At 44.3% G+C, this 21,842-nt stretch carries 19 protein-coding genes; 9 read left to right on the top strand and 10 right to left on the bottom strand.

Translation table 11 applies throughout. The features are described from left to right. Positions 1-111: 111 nt before the first annotated feature. Together E0H77_RS03350 and E0H77_RS03345 are read right to left on the bottom strand one after the other, a co-directional pair. Complete coding sequence (locus E0H77_RS03350) at positions 112-2,157, bottom strand: TonB-dependent receptor (protein WP_416240502.1); 2,046 nt, start codon at positions 2,155-2,157, stop codon at positions 112-114. A gap of 115 nt (positions 2,158-2,272) precedes the next feature. Further along, entirely contained in the window at positions 2,273-2,674 is a 402-nt protein-coding gene (locus E0H77_RS03345) for a DUF2946 family protein (protein ID WP_131374989.1), read from the bottom strand. A gap of 97 nt (positions 2,675-2,771) precedes the next feature. On the opposite strand from E0H77_RS03345, the gene E0H77_RS03340 reads away from it, so the two are divergent. Next, positions 2,772-4,145 carry a PepSY-associated TM helix domain-containing protein gene (locus E0H77_RS03340; protein ID WP_131374987.1) on the top strand — a complete coding sequence of 458 codons (1,374 nt, stop codon included), beginning with the start codon at positions 2,772-2,774 and terminating at the stop codon, positions 4,143-4,145. Positions 4,146-4,204: 59 nt separating this feature from the next. Here E0H77_RS03340 and E0H77_RS03335 read toward each other — a convergent pair whose 3' ends face one another. Then, complete coding sequence (locus E0H77_RS03335) at positions 4,205-5,293, bottom strand: transcriptional regulator (protein WP_131374985.1); 1,089 nt, start codon at positions 5,291-5,293, stop codon at positions 4,205-4,207. A 377-nt stretch (positions 5,294-5,670) separates the two neighbouring features. Continuing rightward, a complete protein-coding gene (gene lipA, locus E0H77_RS03330; RefSeq protein ID WP_131374983.1) occupies positions 5,671-6,633 on the bottom strand; it encodes a lipoyl synthase in 963 nt (320 codons plus the stop codon). A gap of 433 nt (positions 6,634-7,066) precedes the next feature. On the opposite strand from lipA, the gene E0H77_RS03325 reads away from it, so the two are divergent. From E0H77_RS03325 to E0H77_RS03290, 8 genes are all read left to right on the top strand, one after another. Beyond that, on the top strand, positions 7,067-8,029 hold the full coding sequence (locus E0H77_RS03325; protein WP_131374981.1) for a thiamine pyrophosphate-dependent dehydrogenase E1 component subunit alpha: 963 nt from the start codon (positions 7,067-7,069) through the stop codon (positions 8,027-8,029). A gap of 26 nt (positions 8,030-8,055) precedes the next feature. Then, positions 8,056-9,075 carry an alpha-ketoacid dehydrogenase subunit beta gene (locus tag E0H77_RS03320; RefSeq protein ID WP_131374980.1) on the top strand — a complete coding sequence of 340 codons (1,020 nt, stop codon included), beginning with the start codon at positions 8,056-8,058 and terminating at the stop codon, positions 9,073-9,075. A 1-nt stretch (position 9,076) separates the two neighbouring features. Beyond that, entirely contained in the window at positions 9,077-10,633 is a 1,557-nt protein-coding gene (locus E0H77_RS03315; protein WP_131374978.1) for a dihydrolipoamide acetyltransferase family protein, read from the top strand. Between the two features lie 10 nt (positions 10,634-10,643). Continuing rightward, positions 10,644-12,047, top strand: coding sequence for a dihydrolipoyl dehydrogenase (lpdA, locus tag E0H77_RS03310; protein ID WP_131374976.1), 1,404 nt, complete (start codon positions 10,644-10,646; stop codon positions 12,045-12,047). A 159-nt stretch (positions 12,048-12,206) separates the two neighbouring features. Next, complete coding sequence (locus tag E0H77_RS03305) at positions 12,207-13,265, top strand: 2,3-butanediol dehydrogenase (RefSeq protein ID WP_131374974.1); 1,059 nt, start codon at positions 12,207-12,209, stop codon at positions 13,263-13,265. 136 nt (positions 13,266-13,401) lie between these two features. Then, positions 13,402-14,187, top strand: coding sequence for an acetoin reductase (locus E0H77_RS03300; RefSeq protein ID WP_131374972.1), 786 nt, complete (start codon positions 13,402-13,404; stop codon positions 14,185-14,187). Between the two features lie 291 nt (positions 14,188-14,478). Next, complete coding sequence (locus E0H77_RS03295) at positions 14,479-15,639, top strand: iron-containing alcohol dehydrogenase (protein ID WP_131374970.1); 1,161 nt, start codon at positions 14,479-14,481, stop codon at positions 15,637-15,639. 134 nt (positions 15,640-15,773) lie between these two features. Beyond that, positions 15,774-17,270, top strand: coding sequence for a CoA-acylating methylmalonate-semialdehyde dehydrogenase (locus E0H77_RS03290; RefSeq protein ID WP_131374968.1), 1,497 nt, complete (start codon positions 15,774-15,776; stop codon positions 17,268-17,270). Positions 17,271-17,483: 213 nt separating this feature from the next. Here the strand turns inward: E0H77_RS03290 and E0H77_RS03285 are convergent, their stop codons facing one another. The 6 genes from E0H77_RS03285 to E0H77_RS03260 all read right to left on the bottom strand — a co-directional run bounded on the left by E0H77_RS03285 (position 17,484) and on the right by E0H77_RS03260 (position 21,752). Beyond that, positions 17,484-18,239 (bottom strand): IclR family transcriptional regulator, encoded by a 756-nt coding sequence (locus tag E0H77_RS03285; RefSeq protein WP_131375489.1) that lies wholly within the window; start codon positions 18,237-18,239, stop codon positions 17,484-17,486. Positions 18,240-18,338: 99 nt separating this feature from the next. Beyond that, on the bottom strand, positions 18,339-19,088 hold the full coding sequence (gene lptB / locus E0H77_RS03280; RefSeq protein WP_131374966.1) for an LPS export ABC transporter ATP-binding protein: 750 nt from the start codon (positions 19,086-19,088) through the stop codon (positions 18,339-18,341). Beyond that, a complete protein-coding gene (gene lptA, locus E0H77_RS03275; protein WP_131374964.1) occupies positions 19,085-19,672 on the bottom strand; it encodes a lipopolysaccharide transport periplasmic protein LptA in 588 nt (195 codons plus the stop codon). Before lptA ends, lptB begins: the two co-directional genes overlap by 4 nt. Then, positions 19,656-20,204 carry an LPS export ABC transporter periplasmic protein LptC gene (gene lptC / locus E0H77_RS03270; protein ID WP_131374962.1) on the bottom strand — a complete coding sequence of 183 codons (549 nt, stop codon included), beginning with the start codon at positions 20,202-20,204 and terminating at the stop codon, positions 19,656-19,658. The genes lptA and lptC overlap by 17 nt, the downstream gene beginning before the upstream one ends. Before the next feature lie 27 nt (positions 20,205-20,231). Further along, positions 20,232-20,771 carry a KdsC family phosphatase gene (locus tag E0H77_RS03265; protein ID WP_004900676.1) on the bottom strand — a complete coding sequence of 180 codons (540 nt, stop codon included), beginning with the start codon at positions 20,769-20,771 and terminating at the stop codon, positions 20,232-20,234. A 3-nt stretch (positions 20,772-20,774) separates the two neighbouring features. After that, the gene (locus E0H77_RS03260; RefSeq protein ID WP_131313580.1) at positions 20,775-21,752 is read right to left on the bottom strand and encodes a KpsF/GutQ family sugar-phosphate isomerase; all 978 of its coding nucleotides are present in this window, start codon (positions 21,750-21,752) and stop codon (positions 20,775-20,777) included. Positions 21,753-21,842: the final 90 nt, after the last annotated feature.

Raw genomic sequence — 21,842 nt, 5'->3', positions numbered from 1 at the left:
TGAAGAACGTTTCAAAGCTTGTATGAGTTAGGGTAAATCTTTCTGATTGTTACATCTGATGTTCAGAATTCAATACACGCCATCCTTAGAATGGCGTGTAAATAAAAAAATTTAGAACGTCCAGTTCAGGGTCAGTGTGGCTTTCAGAGGCTCACCTGGTTGCACCCAATAATTGGTATAACTCGACACATAATAGGTACGGTTAAACAGGTTACTGATATTGAGCTGCACCCGCACGTCTGGACGCGGCAAGATATAACCACCAATATTCACCACAGTAAATGATGGTAAGGTCGTGCCATTGTCAATGTAGTTGGCACTGCGCTTGCCAAAGTAATTGAGATTACCCACCAATCCAGCAGGGTAGTCTGCTATATGGAATTGATAATCTGCTGACAGGTTTGCCATATGTTTTGGAATATTTTTTAGGCGTGCACCTTTGACATCGACCTCACTTTCAATCACTGAAGCATGGGTCAAGGTATAGTTGGCACTCACTCGTAAATTTTGCGTAAGTTGATGTTGTAATTCGACTTCAAGCCCGTGACTTTGTACATGTCCGCTATCCACATAACTGTCGCTAATGCCTTCAGTCAGCAAATGGTGCTTATCCATATCAAAATAAGTCAGCCCCAACCAGCTTTTGGGCAAGAACTGATATTTACTGCCGATTTCCCAGCTTTGAGTTTTTTCAGGATCATACAGTTGATAGTTTTTATCTAACCCTGTATTGAGTTCAAACGATTTGCCCCAGTTGCTATACAGTGACCATTTTTTTGTCGGTTGATAATTGATTGCTACACGTGGCGTAAACGGTGTAAATGCCTGCTTGGCAGAAATCCCTGTGTGGTAATCATCAATCTGTTGTTGTAAGCGGTTATAACGCCCACCCAGCACAATATTCCATTGATCATTCAGGAAAATCTGATCTTGCAGGTTCAGTCCCAACATATCTTGGGTTTCTAGGCTAAATTTGGTGGTGCGGGTTAGCGGTAAAATCGTCTGACCATAAACAGGGTTGCTAATGCTAATAGGGCTGCTTGCGCCTGATGCACTTCTTCGTTGTAACTGGTCGATGGTGTAATGTCCTGCTTCAACGTTGGCAACAACTTCGTGACGAATCGAACCTGTAGAGAATTTGCCACGTAAAATTTGCTGGAACTGGGTGGTTTCAGTTTCAAAATGCCGATAACGGCGGAAACGGTTGGCAGTTTGCCCATCGCTGCTGACGGATGAAATCTCGGTTGATGTACCTTCACGTTCACCATGTTCATAGCTCAGCGCCGTGGTACTGTCCCAGTTGTCATTAAACTGATGATTGAGGCGTAGCTGAACCATTTGATCTTTAATCTTGATATCGCCATCGCTCGGTTCACCGTAGAAACTGTGAATGATGCCAAACTGACCGTTGACCATCGGAATACCACGGTCAAACACACCACTGTAATTTGCAAATTCAGTGTCTAGATCCAACTGGGTCTGATCCGAGATTTTCCATGCCAGTTGTGGTGCAATGTAATAGTGTTGATTATCAACATGATCGCGAAAACTTTGGTTGTTTTCATACGCCACACCTAAACGGTAGGCAAGGGCTTCATTGATCGCCCCTGTGGTATCCACCGAACCGCGATACTGTTCTTCTGTACTGCCACTGACCGAAATTTTGGTTTTCGGTGTCCACTCGGGCTGTTTGGTGGTGATGTTCATAATTCCACCGATTGCGCCTTGTCCATACATGGCAGCCATTGGGCCTTTGAGAAAATCAATCGACTGGATGTTGACCATGTCGCGTGGTGCATGAATTCCATTGAGTGAACTCAAACCGTTACGCATGTAAATCGTGCCCATATTCGGGTCGGTGCTAAAGCCACGAAATGAATAGTTATCCCAAAATCCGCCACCATAACTGTCCTGATACATTACACCATTCACTAGCACCAGTGCATCACTGACTCGTTGAATGTTGTAGTTCTGAATATCGTCTTTGGACACATGTGATTTGGTAAATGGAACTTCAAGTAGCTTGTGTTTAAACTGGGTAATTGCTTGAGAGGATGAATGGCGTTCATCCTGTTTTTCGGCAGAGACAGTAATGATGGGTAAGTCTGAAACAGTATTGTCATCAACGCTATTAGCGGCATTCACCGTAGCAGACATAGACGCAGCAACAATTCCCCAAGTGAGAGGGTGCAATAAAAAAATACGTGGCATAACGAAGCCTTTCAACAAAAGCAAAATAACGATGTGCGAAAAATTTTTCGCTTAAACAAAACTATGCAAAGTTGAAGGCAAAAGGTGGGGCACGTCCTTGAGGACAGAGAAATAAACGCCGTAGATAGAAAAACACATAACTGAACGCTGCAAAGACAATCAGACGAACCAGAATTTTGTTTTCGATCAGCGTAAGGCTTGGTTCAGTAATCGGCGAGAGATGGTGGAACAGCTCACAGAAGTGGCAATGCTGCAACATCTTGTCATGTTGTTTTTGCATTTGGGAATGCTCAGCCGCAGACATGTGCATCTGTGACATGGACATGCTGCTTTGTTCAAGTGCAACGCTAATCTGTTCGCAAATCATGTTCTCATGCATCGTTTTCGGCATAGCCACTTGCCAAAACACAAGGTTTTGTAGCAAAAGTGCCATCAAGCCGAAAAACAAACCATAACGTCGCATGACTGAGTCAAAACCTAGACATTCCCCAAAAAAGGTACACAGACTAACATGAGATTGATAAGATGCAGCATCTTTTTGCAGGGTGTCAGGCAGTTTTATGCAGAAAAATTCATCGCAAACGCGCTTTGCCAGTCAGTTGTTACATGTGTTGCATGTTCAGCTTGGCGTACTGGTTGCGCCGTTTATTTTTATTGCTGCATTGACAGGTTTGCTATATGCACTGACCCCTCAGCTTGAGCATGTGGTGTATCAAAAGCAGTTATTTGCTGTGCATGATCTGTCTCAGTCTGAACAAGTCTTGAGTTTGCAAGTTGCTGCGGCACAAGCAGTTTTGCCTGCACAAGCTGTGATTACCGCTGTTCGCCCAGCACCGCAGCCTAACCTGACCACACGAGTGTTGTATCTCGATCCGAAAGATTCTGAGCATAGTCATGCGGTTTTTATCAATCCGTATACGCTTGCTGTTCAGGGGCAGCTACCTGTCTATGGAACAAGTGGTGTGCTGCCGATTCGTACTTTTTTAGATAACCTGCACCGTAACTTGTTGCTTGGTACGTTTGGGCGCGCCTACAGTGAGCTGGCAGCCAGTTGGCTCGGAATTTTTGCGCTGACAGGATTGTGGCAATGGTATCGGAAACGTCAACAGATGAAGGTGACTACACAGCACCCTCGGCAGAAAAATCTGCGCTGGCATGCTTGGGTGGGGTTAAGTGTATTTCCAATGCTACTGTTTTTCTCGGCAACAGGGCTGACGTGGTCAAACTGGTCAGGGGCAAAGATTGCCAAACTGCGACATTTGGCAAACAGTGATACACCGACACTGAACACGCAACTCAGTCCTATGTCGATGTCTATGTCGATAGATGCACATGCCGAGCATCATATGCCGATGCAAATGTCAGCTCGTCATCAGCCTTTAGTACTGAAAAACTTTGATGTGATTGAAAAACTGGCGCAGCAAAATGGACTAACTTCCGAATATCTGCAAATTAAACCGAGTTATAGCAGTGACAAAGCGTGGACGATTGAGGAAATGCGCCATCGCTGGCCTGTGCAGGTCGATGCGATTGCTGTGGATATGCAGCAGCAAAAAGTGGTCGATCAAATCGAATTTTCCAAGTTTCCACTGTCTGCCAAGCTGACCCGTTGGGGCGTTGATGCCCATATTGGGGTGCTATTTGGTGGAATGAATCAACTGGTACTGATACTAAGTGCCACATTGATTTTGGTCTTGGTGGTGTTTGCCTATCGGGCATGGTGGAGTTATGCACAAACCCGTTCGACCTTACAGCATTTAAACCGTCAAGTTTTACGCTTATGGCAGTCTGCAAATACAGTACAGCGTAGTACGAGCTTAGTGATTTTGGCGATACTCTATTTTCTGATGCCTGTGTGGGTGCTGAGTGTGTTGGCACTTCAAATCATGTTGTGGTTATTGAATTTGGGGAAATCAGAAACATTGGCAGAATAAAAATAAGCCTGCCAATTTGAATCTAAAAATTGGCGGGCTATTCATCTATATTAGACGGTTTAGCTATGGTTCAGTAATGCTTGTACTTTGTCTAAATAAGGGCTGTCTTCAGGCAAAATTTCCAGTAAACGTTCAATTGCATCCAGACGTTCAGGCGCACGATTGACAAGGTTCAGCAGCAAAGTTGTATCCTGGCAGTGATAAATATAATGACTCAAACGGGCATCGAAGGCATCGCGCCATGCCCGTAAAAATGGGCTATCGGTTTTCGGTAAAAACTCGCCTTTATATAAATTAAACACCGTTTGCATATAGCCTGCATTCAAGGCTTTTTCTGCCATGAGAAAGTCACATTGGAGTTCGCAGTTCAGACGGTAACAACGTGACTGAATCCCGCCTTTGAGTAAATGCCGTAGCTGAGAAATTTCAGCTTTCAGTGTGGTTAAACTGACTTCTCGGTCGCCATAGAGGGCATAGTGCAGCTCATCAAGCTGAATTCCCGCAGGGCATAGTGCCAGAATACATAAAATTTCAGTTTGGCGTTGGGTCACAGTGAGAACTGTTTGGTTGAAGCTGATTTGTGGCGTGCCAAACAGATTCATCGACAGGCAATCTTGTTGCTGTGCATGAAACACTTGGCTGAGTAACTCAGCACAGCGTTCCACTGCCAATTTACCCAAAGTGCTATGTCTTTTATATTTGGCAGACAAATTCATAATGCCGTAATATTGTTTGGTTTTTTGGTCAATAATCGGTGTAGCATAACAGACCCAGTCACGCACACTATTCATACTGTTTTCATGCGAATAGACACAACTGGTTTGATGGGTATTTAGCGCTATGCCAATCGCGTTAGTCCCGACAGACTGGGTTGACCATTGCCCACCTTCAACAAAATGCACTTGCTCGGCAGAGGAACGCATGACTTTGCTACTCCATGCCCATAGCAGTGTGCCACAACTGTCTGTGACTCCAATGGCCATGCCTGCTTCATCTGCAATGCTGGCAAGCTCGCGTTGTCCTTGCTGAATACTGCGTCCAAATAACGAAGACTGCCAATTCTGTTCCAAACATAGCAAAGGAGCAGCAGTTAACGAAAGAATCGAATCAGCAGATGTGCCAGAAAATCGCGTGTGTTGCATATCCATGTTGTTATCCTTCAAAGGATGGGGCACTTAGCTCGTATCCGTTGAGCATTTTGCATGTCCCATCGCAGTTTTGTGCATTCAATTTCACTGAAAAGAAACAGCTTTGTTGTGATTTAAAACAGAATTTTGCCTTGGTATTTTTCACTGTTTTAAAATCTTGTGCAGTTTATCTTCCAACACCAATTTATAGCAGATCGTGGCATGAATTTGCTCAAAAAATGTTAAAAATTTTCGATGCTTTGTGAACTGTAAAATGAAGCACTTGTTTTCTCTCGGTTTATAAGTGGCTATTGATGTTTCACAAATGCCTTCGTTTCATGCCTTGTTTAAATCATTTTCGCCGATAACGCAGGTCATAGATGAAATGTCAGCAGACCCTAAAGAATAGGCAGACTTTCCCCCAGATACTGTTTGTCGGCAAAGTAACTGGAACGAACCAACGGGGCGCTCCATAGGTTAAAAAACTGCAAATGTTTGCCATGTGTCTGATAACGCCCAAACTCGGCAGGGTCGACAAAGCGTTGAATCGGAGCATGCGCAGGGCTAGGCTGTAAATATTGCCCAATGGTAACCAAATCTGCACCATAGTCTTTCAAATCATTGAGTAATGCCAAAACCTCGGCTTCAATTTCACCTAAACCGACCATCAAGCCACATTTGGTTAAAACCTCTGGGCAGCGCTGCTTAAACTGTTGGAGCAGATTGAGTGAGTGCTGATAGTCTGAACCAGGGCGCATGGCTTTATACAAACGTGGCACGGTTTCGATATTGTGATTAAACACATCAGGTGGACAACGACTTAAAATATCCAGTGCCAACGGCATACGCCCACGAAAATCGGGCACTAAAATTTCAATCCGCGTATCTGGGCTGTGTACGCGAATTGCAGTAATACAATCCACAAAATGCTGAGCGCCACCATCGACCAGATCATCCCGATCCACCGAAGTAATCACCACATAATTCAGATTTAAACGCGCCACTGTTTCGGCAAGGTGCTCGGGTTCATCTGTATCGAGTGCCAACGGGCGACCATGTGCTACATCGCAAAATGGGCAGCGACGGGTACAAATATCACCCATGATCATAAATGTAGCTGTACCACTGCCAAAGCATTGCGGCAGGTTGGGGCAAGCGGCTTCTTCGCACACGGTATGCAATTTTTGCTGACGTAATAAACGCTGAATGCGCTTAATTTCTTCTGGATCACTGATTTTACTGCGAATCCAGCGTGGTTTTTCTGGTAGGTAATCACTGGGTATAATTTTAATGGGAATACGTGCCAGTTTATCCGAACCACGTAATTTCTCTCCCTGTATTGGTTTTATATTTTGTGACATTTAAAACATATCCTTATGTAATTTAAATTGATTGATTTGCTCGGAATAAATATAAATTATTCTATTTTTAAAATAAAATATCATATTTATTAAAATGGCAGCATTTTAGATTATCAGACAAAGGTTGGTTGAAAGTTTGTTTTTGTAAATAATTGATTGTTAATAAAAAATTACATTTATATTTAATTGTTTAAATCTTTGTTTTATTTATATTTTGTTTAAAAATAAGTTAAAATTTTTTTTAGTCTAATATGAAAAATGAGGCATTTGATTTTATATAAATAGACTTTTCATAATTGTTTAATTCTCTTTATTTTTAAATTTAAGGGAAAATAAAATGGATTTGTGAAAGAGGTTTAATATTGATGATTTAAATAAAATCATTGAGTTAATTTTATTTTAAAGACAATTTTAGAATATAAAGGATATGGACATGCAGCTTACTGAAGAGCAATTACTTGCCGCATATAAACGTATGCGGGATATTCGTGAATTTGAAGACCGACTTCATGAAGAGAATACCAATGGTGATATTCCAGGGTTCATTCACTTATATAGCGGTGAAGAAGCGGTCGCGGTGGGTATCTGCGAAAATCTGACCGATAAAGACTACATTACCTCGACGCACCGTGGTCATGGGCACTGTATTGCCAAAGGCTGTGATATTCACGCCATGATGCTGGAAATTTTTGGTAAAGATGACGGTTTGTGCCGTGGTAAAGGCGGTTCGATGCATATTGCCGATTTGGACAAGGGTATGCTCGGCGCAAACGGGATTGTGGGCGGTGGCCCTCCTTTGGCAATTGGTGCAGCATTGACCGCGAAAACCCTGAAAACTGGTGGTATTGGTTTGTCGTTTACAGGCGATGGTGGCTCCAACCAAGGTTTGACCTTTGAAGCGATGAATATGGCTGTGGTGCTAAATCTTCCAGTTGTTTTTGTATTTGAAAACAATGGTTTTGGTGAAGGTACAGGACACGACTACGCTGTGGGAAGTAAAGATATTGCAGGACGTGCTGCAGGTTTCGGTCTGCCTGCGGTCAAGGTTGATGGTACAGACTTTTTTGCAGTGTATGAGGCAGCGAAAAAAGCCATTGAGCGTGCGCGCCGTGGTGAAGGCCCAAGTGTGATTGAAACCGTGACCAACCGTTTTTATGGGCACTTCGAAGGCGATCCAGGATTGATCCGCTCGAAAGAAGAAGTGGACTATGTCAAAGAGCATAAAGATCCACTGAAAATTTTCCGTAAAAAAGTCAAAGGTAAAGTCGATGTTGCCAAGCTAGATGTGATTGATGCTGCAGCGAAAGCCAATGTAGATGATGCCGTGGCAAAGGCTCGTGCAGCCGCGTACCCACAACCAGAACAATTACTCACCGACGTTTACGTTTCCTATTAAGGGAAAAGAGTTAAGGGAATAGCAAGATGCCAAATAAAAGTTATCGTAATGCTGTGAAAGAAGCCATTGAGTTAGAAATGCGCCGTGACCCGACTGTGGTGGTGATGGGTGAAGATGTTCGTGGTGGACATGGCGGTAAAAATACCGATGAAAATAAATTAGAAGGTTTTGGTGGCGTATTGGGCGTGACCAAAGGGCTATGGACAGAATTTGGCTCGGAACGTGTGATTGACACGCCAATTACCGAATCTGCATTGGTGGGGATGGCAGCAGGGGCATCGGCAACAGGTTTGCGTCCTGTGGTGGATTTGATGTTTATGGATTTTTACGGTGTGTGTCATGACATGCTGTATAACCAAGCCGCAAAATTCCGCTATATGTTTGGTGGTAAAGCCAAAGCTCCAATGGTCGTACGCGGAATGATTGGTGCTGGTTTCTCGGCGGCTGCACAACATTCACAATCACCGTATAACGTCTTTACTTCTGTGCCAGGGTTAAAGGTGGTGGTGCCATCAAGCCCTTATGATGTGAAAGGTTTACTCATCCAAGCGATTCGTGATGACGACCCTGTAGTATTTTGTGAACACAAAATGCTGTATGACATTAAAGGCGAAGTCCCAGATGAAGCCTATACCATTCCATTTGGCGTCGCGAATTACACCCGTCAAGGCACTGACATCACCATTATTGCACTCAGTTTGATGGTACACCGCGCCAATGAAGTTGCAGACAAACTGGCCAAAGAAGGCATTTCTGTAGAAGTGGTTGATCCGCGTACCATTTCACCGCTGGATGAAGACGGTATTTTGGAGTCGGTTGCCTCAACAGGACGTGTGGTGATTGTGGATGAATCGGCAGCACGCTGTGGTTTCGGGCACGATGTTGCTGCCTTGATTGCACAAAAAGGTTTCTATTATTTAAAAGCGCCGATTGAACTCGTCACCCCGCCGCATACGCCTGTGCCATTTTCACCTGTATTAGAAAAAGAATGGATGCCAAGCGTAGAACGAATTGAACAGGCAGTGCGTAAAGTATTGGAGGCTTAGGATGAGCGAAATCAGAACCTTAGAAATCCCGAAATGGGGATTGTCGATGGAAGAAGGTACGATTGCACAATGGCTGATTCAGGAAGGTGACAGCTTCACCAAAGGTCAGGAAATTTGTGAAATTGAAACCACTAAAATCGTCAATGTGTTAGAAGCTCCCTTTGATGGAACTTTGCGTAAAATTATTGCCAAAGATGGCGATACTTTACCTGTCGGTGGATCAATTGCCATCTGTGCGGAAAGCAATATTTCCGATGCTGAAATTGAACAGTTTGTGCAGTCTTTAGGCGTTGCAACAGCTAATGCCGCCCCTGTGGTTCAGGCTGAAACTGTTGTCGCGGCAACCGCACCGCAAGCTGAAGTCGCAGCACAGCCTATACCTGTGGCAAGTGCGACTGCGCCAGTTGCTAAAGCATCTGCAACAACGCAAACAGGTTATGTTGTGCCTGCGGTATTGCAAGGTTTTCAAGCCGATGCCGAGGTTTTTACGACGCCACATGCACTTAAACTGGCTGAAAAACACAATGTGAATTTGGCAAAAGTTTCTGGTTCAGGGCGTGAAGGGCGTATCAGCGTTCAGGATATTCAAACTGCAGTGCGTGCTGCGGGCGGACAATGGCCTGATGTAAAAGCTCAAGCCCAGTCCTCTGGAAAAGTCGCTAAATCTACTGCTGATGATAGCAATGTTTTGGCAACGCCTGTGGCACGCCGTTTGGCAAAACAGTGGGGCATCAACCTGAACGATTGCCGTGTGTCAGGTTCGCGTGGACGAGTGTGCAAGGAAGATGTTGAAGTGCTGTATTATCGAGACAACCCAAATACAAGCTGTGCTGCATCCTCTGCGACCAGTTCAGATGCGATACCGAAAAATCAGGTCACTGCGATTGCCTTAAATGCTATGCGTAAAGCGATTGCTTCGCGCCTGCAAGCTGCGAAACGCAATGCCCCGCATTTCCGTTTAACGGTAGATCTCAATGTTGAGGCTATGCAAAACCTGCGTCAGCAAATCAATGACAGCGTTCCGCAGGTGAAACTGTCGATTAACGATATGCTGATCAAAGCCGCAGCCGCGGCATTGCTCAAAGTGCCTGAGGTCAATGTCCAGTTTGACGAAGCGACCCAGTCGATTTTGCAATTTTCTCAGGCAGATATTTCGGTGGCGGTGGCGATCCCCAACGGTTTAATTACGCCGATTGTGAAAGCTGCCAATCAAAAGTCACTGTCCGAAATCTCAACGGAAATGCGCGATCTGGCAACCCGTGCCAAAACTGGAAAATTACAGCCTGACGAGTTTCAGGGGGGGAGTTTTAGTATTTCCAATTTGGGTATGCTCGGGATTAAACAGTTCGATGCAATTATTAACCCACCACAAGGCGCGATTATGGCACTTGGCGCATCCGAAGCACGTGCTGTAGTTGAGCAAGGTGAAATTGTGGTTCGAGAAATGGTGACAGCGACCTTGTCCTGTGATCACCGTGTGATTGATGGAGCAGTTGGGGCAAAATTTTTAGCAAGCTTTAAGCAGTTTGTTGAAAACCCCGCCCTGATTTTGGTCTAGGAGAAGCCACATGTCAGAAACACAATTTGATGTGGTAGTGGTGGGTGCAGGGCCAGGGGGATATGTGGCTGCCATTCGTGCAGCCCAGCTCGGGCTGAGCACGGCAATTGTTGAAGCACAGCATTTGGGTGGGATTTGTCTGAACTGGGGCTGTATTCCGACTAAAGCCTTACTCGCAGGCGCAGAACTGGCTACTCAGTTTAAACATGCGGGACAGTTTGGCTTTCAGGTGTCACAGCTTGAGTTTGACCTGCAACAACTGGTCAAGCATAGCCGTCAGGTGTCAGCGCAACTGGTACAGGGCATTGCACATTTGCTGAAAAAAAATCAGGTCACGGTGTTCGATGCCAAAGCCAAACTGATCGGCAAAGAAACCCTGCAACTGACCGATGCCGATGGTCAACAGCAAACCTTAACTGCACCACATATTATCTTGGCGACAGGCGCACAGGCACGGCATTTGCCGCAACTGCCTGTCGATGGCAAATATGTCTGGAGTTATAAAGAAGCATTAGTTCCTGAACAATTGCCAAAGCGTTTACTGGTGGTGGGTTCGGGCGCAATCGGCAGCGAATTTGCCAGTTTGTATCAGGACTTGGGTTGTCAGGTCACGCTGATTGATATTGCCAAGCAAATTTTACCGACCGAAGATGTTGAAGTTGCCCAGTATGTGCAAAAACAGTTCCAGCAAAAAGGCATGCAGGTGCTGCCCCAATCGGCGATTCAAAGCATCCGTATTGTGAATGAACAAGTGCAATGCATGATAACTACGCCACAAGGTGAACAGACACTTGAGTTTGATCGGGTACTTTCAGCGATTGGGGTGCAGCCTAACACTGCCAATTTGGGTTTGGAAGATTTAGGTGTTGAGCTGAATCCTCAAGGCTTTATCCAGACCGATGCCTACTGCAAAACTAATGTCGTAGGGCTGTATGCCATTGGTGATGTTGCGGGTGCGCCGTGTTTGGCACATAAAGCCAGCCATGAAGCAATTTTATGTGCCGAGAAAATTGCAGGGGTGCAGGGAGTACATGCCTTAGATCGTAGTCAGATTCCGGGTTGTATTTTTACTCATCCGCAAGTGGCGAGTATCGGGTTGCATGAAGCGGCGGCTAAAGCACAAAACTTGCCGATTCATATCGGTAAGTTTCCACTGTCTGCCAATGGTAAAGCATTGGCTTTGGGAGATAGTGCAGGTTTTGTCAAAACCATCATCCATGCTGAAACAGGTGAACTGCTTGGTGCACACATGGTAGGCCATGAAGTCACTGAGCATATCCAAGGTTTTGCGATTGCTAAATATCTCGAAGCGACCGATGCCACACTGGCGCAGGTAATTTTTCCACATCCGACCTTGTCGGAAGCGATGCATGAGTCGATTTTGGCATCCATGCAACGCGCGATTCATATTTAGCTTTTTAAGAAATAGACTTCTTTCATAACTGCTTAGACCCTCTTTCTTTTTCCATGAGCCAAATTGCAATATATTTCAATGTAGCGAAAGAGAAATAAAAGAGCCTTATAAAAGAAGTCTAATCAGTATGGCATACGCCTTTTTTATGGATACAAAACAATGAAAGCAGCACGTTTTTATGATAAAGGGGATATCCGCATTGAAGATATTCCAGAACCTGAAGTGAGTGCAGGCACCGTCGGCATTCAGGTGGCATGGTGTGGAATTTGCGGAACAGACCTGCATGAATTTATGGAAGGGCCAATTTTTATTCCACCGTGTGGGCATCCACATCCGATTTCGGGTGAATCTGCACCGATCACGATGGGGCATGAGTTTTCAGGTGTGGTTTATGCGGTGGGTGAAGGGGTAACGGACATTCAGGTGGGCCAACATGTGGTGGTTGAACCTTATATCATTGCTGATGATGTACCGACAGGGCCAGGGGAAAACTACCATCTCTCCAAGAATATGAACTTTATTGGCTTGGGTGGTCGAGGTGGTGGGTTATCGGAAAAAATTGCGGTCAAACGCCGTTGGGTACATCCGATTTCTAACCATATTCCACTCGATCAGGCAGCGTTAATTGAGCCGCTTTCAGTGGGGCATCATGCTTATGTGCGTAGTGGCGCTAAAGCAGGCGATATCGCTTTGGTGGGAGGAGCAGGGCCGATTGGTTTGTTGCTGTCTGCGATTCTCAAAGCCAAAGGCTTAACCGTGATCGTGACTGAACTGAGCAGCAAGCGTAAGGAAAAAGCCAAAGAATCGGGCGTTGCTGATTATATTTTAGACCCTTCACAGGTCGATGTAGTCGCCGAAGTCATGAAAATTACCCAAGATCGTGGTGTCGACGTTGCCTTTGAATGCAGTAGCGTCAACAAGGTTTTAGACACATTGGTGGCTGCAACCAAACCGACAGGCGTGATTGTGATCGTGTCGATCTGGAGTCATCCAGCCAGCATCAATGTACATAGCGTGGTGATGAAAGAGCTGGATGTGCGTGGCACGATTGCCTATGTCAATGATCATCAGGAAACTATCAAACTGGTCGAGCAGGGCAAGATCAATCTTGAGCCGTTTATTACCCAGCGCATTCAACTGGATGATCTGATTTCACAAGGCTTTGAAACCCTGATTCATAACAATGAATCAGCAGTAAAAATTATTGTTCATCCTTAAGATTTTTATGGATGAAGCACAGGCTTCTCTTTTTTAAATGCCTTTGTCTCTCTTGGTAGAGAAAAGCAATGTTTAATAAAGAGAAGTCATACAGGAGCAGGATTGTCCTGAAAAATTAGATAAAAAGGATAAAATGATGCCAAGAGGATTACACAATAAAGTTGCCTTAGTAACAGGTGCAGCACAAGGTATAGGGCGCGGGATTGTGCTACGTCTGGCACAAGAAGGCGTGCATGTGGCATTGGTCGACATGCATCAGGAAAAATTACAGCATGTGCAACAGGAAGTGCAGGCACTCGGTGTGCAAGCGAGTACATTTATTGCGGATGTCAGTCAGTTAGAACAGGTCGCACTTGCGATTGAACATGCCGAAAGCAGTTTGGGCGGTTTTGATATCATGATCAATAACGCAGGTATTGCACAGGTTCAGGCAATTGCCGATGTTACGCCCGCAGAGTTTCATAAAATTGTTGATGTGAATATTGGTGGGGTGCTGTGGGGTATACAGGCGGCTGCCAAAAAATTTCAGCAACGCAAGCAAAAAGGTAAAATTATCAATGCCTGCTCAATTGCAGGGCATGATGGTTTTGCTTTATTGAGCGTATATTCGGCAACCAAATTTGCGGTGCGAGCATTGACTCAGGCAGCCGCTAAAGAATACGCCAGTCAGGGCATTACCGTAAATGGCTACTGTCCCGGAATAGTCGGCACAGACATGTGGGTGGAAATTGATAAACGCTTTTCTGAAATTACAGGTGCAGCGATTGGTGAAACCTACAAGAAATATGTTGAAGGGATTGCCTTAGGGCGCGCTGAAACCCCAGATGATGTGGCGGCTCTGGTTGCATTCTTAGCCAGTGAAGATTCAGACTATATTACAGGGCAGTCGATTTTAACCGATGGAGGAATGGTTTATCGCTAGTTTTAAAAAGCCTAATTTTGTTTTGATCTCCAACCGCTCAACCGAGCGGTTTTTTTATTTTGTAAGGTTTGCTCACCAAAGTAGAAACAATGAAAGATTGACTAAAATTGATCAGAAATCATTTGCGAGTGTTCTAAAGTTATTTTATATTAATTTAATAATGATACGATATGTATCGTTTTATAAAATTAAAAGGCTCGGGATAGCTTCATCATTATGCAAACCAATCAGCTTGAATCTCATAAAAGGCTCATAAGTTGAATGATTATGATGGTGCAATAGAGGGAAACTATGTCACACCGTATTGTTTTACCACGTATTTTAGAAATAGGTCGCAATGCCCGCAGTCAGTTACCTGAGGTTTTAACGGCTTTAGGGGTAAGCAAACCTTTAATTATTACCGATCAAGTGATGCTGTCGCTGGGGTATGTGGATGAATTACAAAAAATCTTAACTCAAGCCAACATCTTAACCGATTACTTTGCCGATACCATTCCAGAGCCGACTGCCAGCTCAATTGCTGCGGGCGTGGCGAAAGTTCAGTCACATGCTTATGACGCAATTATTGCGATTGGTGGTGGTAGTGTGATTGATAGTGCTAAAGCGATTGGGATTTTAGGGAAATTTGGTGGTGAAGTTCGCGACTATAAATTTCCGCGTCAGGTCACGGAAACAGGATTACCGATTATCGCAATGCCAACTACCGCAGGCACAGGTTCGGAATGTACCAAATTCACCATTATTACCGATGATGCCACGCATGAAAAAATGCTGTGTACGGGCATTGGTTTTTTACCTGTTGCAGCAATTGTCGATTATGAACTGACGCTAAGTTTGCCTGCACGTACCACAGCCGATACAGGCATTGATGCGCTCACCCATGCCATTGAAGCTTATGTCAGTAAAAAAGCCAATTTATACAGTGACTCGCAGGCATTGGCTGCCATGAAGTTAATTGGTCAAAACCTGATTCAAGTCTATCAACACCCTGAAAATGCGACAGCACGTGAACAGATGATGCTGGGCGCAACCTTGGCAGGGATTGCATTTTCCAATGCTTCGGTGGCTTTGGTACATGGCATGAGCCGTCCAATCGGGGCATTTTTCCATGTGCCGCATGGACTGTCGAATGTCATGTTATTACCGATGATTACCGCCTATTCGATTCATGCTTCACCTGAGCGTTATGCCACCTGTGCCAAAACCATGGGCGTTGCAGAACCCGATGATGCCACCGATCTTGCCAACCAAAAACTGGTGGCGGCACTGGAACAGATTAATCGAGAACTCAAAGTGCCGACTTTGGCGGAGTTCGGTGTCAACAAAACCGAGTTTGATGCGGTGGTTGAAACGATGGCAGAACAGGCCTTGGCATCGGGTTCACCGAGCAATAATCCTGTTGTACCGAATACTCAAGAAATGGTACAGCTTTATCAAAAATTATGGCGATGAATGGCTTATTTTTAAATCAACACTAGACTACTTTCATAATTTTTTACACCCTCTTTTTATTTCTTCCAGAGGGATAAATAAAAAGAACTGATGAAAGAAGTCTGATCTTAGAATCACAACGAGGAACTCCCACAATGGACATGATTGGTCATTTTATTCAAGGCAAACTGTGTTACGAGCATGACCGTACTCAAGCCGTTTATAACCCTTCAACGGGTGAGCAAAGCAAGGAAGTTGCGATTGCCAGTGCAGAAACTGTTGGGCAGGCGATTGCCGCAGCTCAAGCCGCTTTTCCTGAATGGCGTGATACACCAGTAATTAAACGCGCGCGTGTCATGTTTAAATTTAAAGAATTACTTGAACAACATGCCGATAAAATCTGTGAATTAATCGGGGCTGAACACGGCAAGATCGTGCATGATGCCGCAGGCGAGTTGCAGCGCGGCATTGAAAATGTTGAATATGCCTGTGGTGCACCAGAGTTTTTAAAGGGCGAATTTAGCAAAAATGTAGGCCCATCAATTGATTCATGGAGTGAGTTTCAACCACTTGGTGTCGTTGCAGGGATTACCCCGTTTAACTTTCCTGTGATGGTGCCATTGTGGATGTTCCCGATGGCGATTGTCTGCGGGAACTGCTTTGTCCTGAAACCTTCTGAGAAAGATCCGTCTGCAACGCTTTTCCTTGCGGAATTGCTTAAACAGGCAGGCTTACCAGATGGTGTGTTTAATGTGGTCAATGGTGACAAAGTAGCGGTAGATACCTTGCTGCATGATCGCCGTGTTCAAGCTGTGAGCTTTGTGGGTTCAACCCCAATTGCTGAATATATTTATCAGACTGCAACTTCAACAGGTAAACGCTGTCAGGCATTGGGTGGTGCGAAAAACCACGCGATTGTGATGCCAGATGCCGACCTTGAAAATGTGGTGAGTTCATTGTTGGGTGCCGCATTTGGTTCATCGGGTGAGCGCTGTATGGCACTGTCAGTTGCTGTTGCGGTGGGTGACGAAATGGCAGATAAACTGGTGCAACAACTGAGTGAACGCATGCAAGGTCTGAAATATGGACACTTCGCCAACAAAGACAATGACTTTGGCCCAGTCATTACCGCAGAACATAAAGCCAAAGTGATAGGGCATATTGACAGTGCCGAACAACAAGGCGCAACCGTGGTGGTCGATGGACGCCATGCCGCGCCAGAAGGTTATGAAAACGGTTACTTTGTGGGCGCAACCTTAATTGACCATGTCAGCCCAGACATGCTCAGCTATAAACAGGAAATCTTTGGGCCTGTGCTACAAGTGATTCGTGTTGCGACCATGCAAGAAGCCATGCAATTGATCAACGATCATGAATATGGCAACGGCACTTGTATTTATACCCGCGATGGTGAGGCAGCACGTTACTTTACCGACCATATCCAAGTCGGAATGGTGGGGGTAAATGTCCCGTTACCTGTACCAGTGGCATACCATAGCTTTGGTGGCTGGAAGCGCTCACTGTTTGGTGATCTATTTGCCTATGGGCCAGATGGTGCACGTTTTTATACTCGTCGTAAAACGATTACTCAACGCTGGCCATCGAGCAATGTCCGTGAAGGCGTACAGTTCTCAATGCCAACGCTGAATTAATCTACATTTTATATAGAAACTTAGAACAGCATAGCTACGCAAGTGGGTTGCCCTTGCGTGGCAATGTCACGCCTGTCGAAAGCCTTGTTAAGTGATACTTCTTAGGTTGAGTCTGAACAAGATTGAAATATAAGTTAAAACGATAAGGGTCTGCCATCACAATTTATTGATTTTCAATATTTTGAGTAGGAGATTTTAATGAGTTTGCTTCGATTATCTTTGCTGAATGAGTTGGCTAAGTTCCTGTGCTGCTTCACGTAGCACGGGTTCATAGTCCATCAAATCCTGTAAAGACTTGCGAATGGTCGGTGCATGAGTGTATAAGCATGCCACAATCTGCTGTTCTGCATTTAAAATTGGTACAGAACATGCCACCATACCTGCAATAAACTCTTCGTTATCTGTACCCAATTGCTGCTTAAAAATCGTATGTAAATTCTGTTCAAGTGCAACTTTGTCAATGATGGTATTTTTGGTCATTTGTTGAATCGGCAGATGTTTCAGTACATTGTTAAGCCGTTCTTTATCCAGATAACTCAAATACAACTTACCACTCGACGTACACCATAGTGGAACTTTAGAGCCTATAGGCAAATACACTTGCAGTGGCCAGTTGGTTTGTACCCGATCGGTATACAGCATTTCATTGTCTTGTAAAATCGCAATACCACAGGTTTCACCAATTTGACCCGACAGCTTTTGCAAAATTGCCAGCCGTTCAATTTTTTTCGATTCCTGATTCCATGAACTGACCAATAGAGCATGAGTCCGTTGCCCCACAATATAGCCGCCATAGGTATCGAGCTTAATAAAACCTTCTTTTTCTAAAGTCTGCAATAAACGATGAATACTTGGTTTTGGGATATCCAGTGCAATGGCTAAATCGAGAGGAGTGGGCGGATGCTGTGCGATAGCAATTGCCTCGATGATTTCGAGTACGCGTGTAATGGATGAGCCTTTTTTCTTAATTTGATCCGCCACTGGTCTTGCCTTATCTTAAAATTGAATGCTAAAAAAAGCCGTATATTTTGCAATATACAGCTTTGAAAATGCTGAGCAAACTAAAATTTACACGGTAAAATCTTCACCCAAATAAACTTCACGCACTGTAGCATTTTCCAGAATTTCTTGTGCTGTACCTTCGGCAATCACAGAACCTTCACTGACAATATAAGCCTTTTCGCAAATCGCCAGCGTTTCACGCACGTTATGATCGGTAATCAACACGCCGATGCCACGATCTTTTAAGTTCTGAATAATCTCTTTAATGTCACCTACCGAAATCGGATCAACCCCTGCAAACGGTTCATCGAGCAACATGAATTTAGGATTGGCGGCCAAAGCACGGGCAATTTCTGCACGGCGACGTTCGCCACCCGACACGCTCATGCCTAAAGAATCTTTAATATGGCTGATTTTAAAGTCTTCCAGCAATTCTTTTAGGCGTTGTTCGCGCTGGGCTTTATTTAAATCCTTGCGCGTTTCCAAAATCGCCATGATATTTTCAGCGATGGTCAATTTTCTGAAAATCGAAGCTTCCTGTGGCAAGTAGCCAATGCCTTTACAGGCACGTTCATGCATGGCAAAGTGGGACAGATCTTGGTCATCCAGATAAATTTCGCCTTTATCCATACGCACCAAACCGACCACCATATAAAAACTGGTGGTTTTACCTGCACCGTTTGGGCCAAGTAATCCCACAATCTGACCACTGTGCATTTCAAAAGAAACGTCTTTGACTACCCAGCGTTTACTATAGTTTTTGGCAAGGTGACGGATGCGGAGCATTTGTGGCTGATTGATGAGGACATCACTCATTTACTTTTTGCTCCTGGAGCAGACTGTGAAGAATTTGGTGGAATCACAATCTGAACACGACCTTTATTTTGACCTGGGCTAGTTGAAGTCGCAGCACCACCTGATGAACTGCCTACAGCTTCAATATCGCCTTTGTTCATGCTGTAACGTAGGGTTGCACCACGTACACTTGCACCATCCTGATTGACATAGGCATTACCATTTAAGGTTAAAATTCCTGTGTCTGCATTATAGATAATCTTTTGTCCTTCACCACGAGAAAAGCCTTTGTTTGGATCGGTTTTTTGCTGGAAGCGAGCAGGGTGTCCATTGGCCGTTACTGTGCTGATTTGACGATTTTTGTTGAACTGTGCTGTGACTGAATCGGCTTGTAACTTCATAGAGCCTTGTTCAATGACCACATTACCTGAATAGGTAGTATAACCAGTTTTATCATTATAAGTTGCACGATCGGCAACAAGAGAAATGGGCTGGTTACGGTCAGTGGGTAGTGCAAAGGCTGACATTGCCGTGCAAGACAGGGCTCCTAAAATGACAACATTGAAGACCGTTTTAACATGTGAATGTTTAGGATTTAGGAGCATAGTTTCCTCTAATATTGAAAAACTCGTATTGTCCTGAGTTTAAGTCGGCTTTTAAGCCATGACTTATAAACTGACTCTGTGCAGAATCGACAGTCACCATATGTGTGGTTTCAAGCTGTCGTTTTTTTGGATAGCCAGTCAATTGATCAGTCCGTAGCGTCATCACGCCGTGAGCGGTATTTTTGTGGGCAACCACGTTACCAGATAATATTACTTTCTGATTATCATCGTAGCCATCGGCACGAGATGCAGTATAGGTTGCATCAATTTTACCATGACTATATGTTGTCGCATTGAAGTTATATAACTGAGATGTATTGTTTTGTTTGTTTTGTGCCATTTCGTCAACTGAAGCACGTGCAGACACATACCCCTGTTGATCAGTTTGGGTGATTTTAACATCTTTGGCAGAATAGGTCATATTGCGTACCGCATTGATGTCCAGTTTTTTACTTTTGCCACTAAAGTAATAGTAACCACCGCTTATGGTTCCAATTACAATCGCTGCGATATATAAAGTTTTAGTATCCATAAGCGTAGTTTATCAAACAATTATCAGTTAATGCGGGACAGCAGTGAATTTTTCAAGTAATTCCTCATAAACCCCTTTTGCCTGTAACAGCATATCGCACACTTCACGTACAGCGCCACGTCCACCCATGGCTTGGGTCACTAAATCTGCACGGCGACGTACTTCAACATGTCCATTTGGCACAGTCACTTTCATACCTGCAATCGCAAATGCTGACAGATCAGGCCAGTCATCGCCCATATATAAGCAATCTTCTGGTAACAGATTGAATTGCGCACAAGCTTCACGTAGGGCAACGCCTTTATCTTCACGACCTTGGAAAACCAAGTCGACTTTCAGGTCAGACATGCGTTTTTCAACAATATGGCTTTTGCGCCCTGTGATGACAATCACTTTTAAACCAGCTTGCTGAGCCAGTTTCATACCCAAACCATCACGGATATCGAAAGATTTGATTTCATCACCTGTGTTGGTAAATGTCACAAAGCCATCACTTAAAATACCATCGACATCTAAAACCAAAGCTTTGATATGGCTGGCTTGTTCTAACAATACATAAGATGCCATGTGTTACGCTACTCCAGCTTGAATCAGGTCATGCATACTAATTACACCAATCACTTTATTTTGATCATCCACGACAACAAATTGATTAATTTTTCGATCACGTAATTGCTCTAGCGCATCTACTGCACGAGTTTCCGAAGAAATGGTAGCAGGCTTTTTAATCATCACATTTTCGACAGGGAGGTTTACATCGAAGCCTTGCTGTTTATCGATCAAACGACGCAAGTCTCCGTCAGTAAAAATACCCAGTAAAGTATCGTTTTGATCAACAACGGTGGTTAAACCTAAACGTTTGTCTGAAATTTCATACAAAACGCGGTTCATTGGGGTATCTGGAGAAACTTTAGGTAGTTCTTCGCCTGTGTGCATGAGGTGTTTGACATGCAAGAGCAGACGCTTGCCTAATGCACCTGCAGGATGTGAACGGGCAAAATCATCAGAAGTAAAACCACGTGCTTCAAGTAAAGCGACAGCCAAGGCATCGCCTAAAGCGAGCGTTGCTGTGGTACTTGAAGTTGGTGCAAGACCAAGAGGACACGCTTCCTGAATGTCGCCTAATGTCAAGGCAACATCGGCATTTTTTGGCATTGGGCCTTTGTTATTGCCACTAATGGTAATCAGAGGTACACCAACATGCTTAATCAGAGGCATCAGCATCATGATTTCATCACTTTTTCCTGAGTAGGAAATGGCAATCAGCACATCACCTTTGACCAGCATACCCAAATCGCCATGACCTGCTTCGCCTGGATGCATGAAGAAAGACGGAGTACCTGTAGAGGCAAATGTTGCTGCCATTTTGCGTCCGATGTGTCCAGATTTCCCCATGCCTGTAACGACTACACGACCTTTGCATTGCAAAATAATTTCACAAGCTTTGACGAAATGCTCATCAATCTGTGCGGCTAAAACATCTAGCGCTTGCTGTTCAATCTTTAAAGTTTCTAGAGCGACTTTTTTAAAATCAATAGGATTCATGATGTGTGGGGAGTTCAATATTAGCTACCTTACCAAAATACAGTTGGAAAATATATTTAGGATTTGATTCAACAATAGACGTGATTCTAACAT

It is taken from the genome of Acinetobacter brisouioides (assembly GCF_004331075.1).
Lineage (GTDB): Bacteria > Pseudomonadota > Gammaproteobacteria > Pseudomonadales > Moraxellaceae > Acinetobacter.
Note: the sequence above shows the minus strand (reverse complement) of the source record. Positions and strands in the feature narration are given on the sequence as shown.

Excerpts from the sequence above, each read along its gene's own strand:
- E0H77_RS03350 (WP_416240502.1), bottom strand. The coding sequence starts at position 2,157 with ATGTCTGCTACGGTGAATGCCGCTAATAGCGTTGATGACAATACTGTT.
- E0H77_RS03345 (WP_131374989.1), bottom strand. The coding sequence starts at position 2,674 with ATGCGACGTTATGGTTTGTTTTTCGGCTTGATGGCACTTTTGCTACAA.
- E0H77_RS03340 (WP_131374987.1), top strand. The coding sequence starts at position 2,772 with ATGCAGAAAAATTCATCGCAAACGCGCTTTGCCAGTCAGTTGTTACAT.
- E0H77_RS03335 (WP_131374985.1), bottom strand. The coding sequence starts at position 5,293 with ATGGATATGCAACACACGCGATTTTCTGGCACATCTGCTGATTCGATT.
- lipA (WP_131374983.1), bottom strand. The coding sequence starts at position 6,633 with ATGTCACAAAATATAAAACCAATACAGGGAGAGAAATTACGTGGTTCG.
- E0H77_RS03325 (WP_131374981.1), top strand. The coding sequence starts at position 7,067 with ATGCAGCTTACTGAAGAGCAATTACTTGCCGCATATAAACGTATGCGG.
- E0H77_RS03320 (WP_131374980.1), top strand. The coding sequence starts at position 8,056 with ATGCCAAATAAAAGTTATCGTAATGCTGTGAAAGAAGCCATTGAGTTA.
- E0H77_RS03315 (WP_131374978.1), top strand. The coding sequence starts at position 9,077 with ATGAGCGAAATCAGAACCTTAGAAATCCCGAAATGGGGATTGTCGATG.
- lpdA (WP_131374976.1), top strand. The coding sequence starts at position 10,644 with ATGTCAGAAACACAATTTGATGTGGTAGTGGTGGGTGCAGGGCCAGGG.
- E0H77_RS03305 (WP_131374974.1), top strand. The coding sequence starts at position 12,207 with ATGAAAGCAGCACGTTTTTATGATAAAGGGGATATCCGCATTGAAGAT.
- E0H77_RS03300 (WP_131374972.1), top strand. The coding sequence starts at position 13,402 with ATGCCAAGAGGATTACACAATAAAGTTGCCTTAGTAACAGGTGCAGCA.
- E0H77_RS03295 (WP_131374970.1), top strand. The coding sequence starts at position 14,479 with ATGTCACACCGTATTGTTTTACCACGTATTTTAGAAATAGGTCGCAAT.
- E0H77_RS03290 (WP_131374968.1), top strand. The coding sequence starts at position 15,774 with ATGGACATGATTGGTCATTTTATTCAAGGCAAACTGTGTTACGAGCAT.
- lptB (WP_131374966.1), bottom strand. The coding sequence starts at position 19,088 with ATGAGTGATGTCCTCATCAATCAGCCACAAATGCTCCGCATCCGTCAC.
- lptA (WP_131374964.1), bottom strand. The coding sequence starts at position 19,672 with ATGCTCCTAAATCCTAAACATTCACATGTTAAAACGGTCTTCAATGTT.
- lptC (WP_131374962.1), bottom strand. The coding sequence starts at position 20,204 with ATGGATACTAAAACTTTATATATCGCAGCGATTGTAATTGGAACCATA.
- E0H77_RS03265 (WP_004900676.1), bottom strand. The coding sequence starts at position 20,771 with ATGGCATCTTATGTATTGTTAGAACAAGCCAGCCATATCAAAGCTTTG.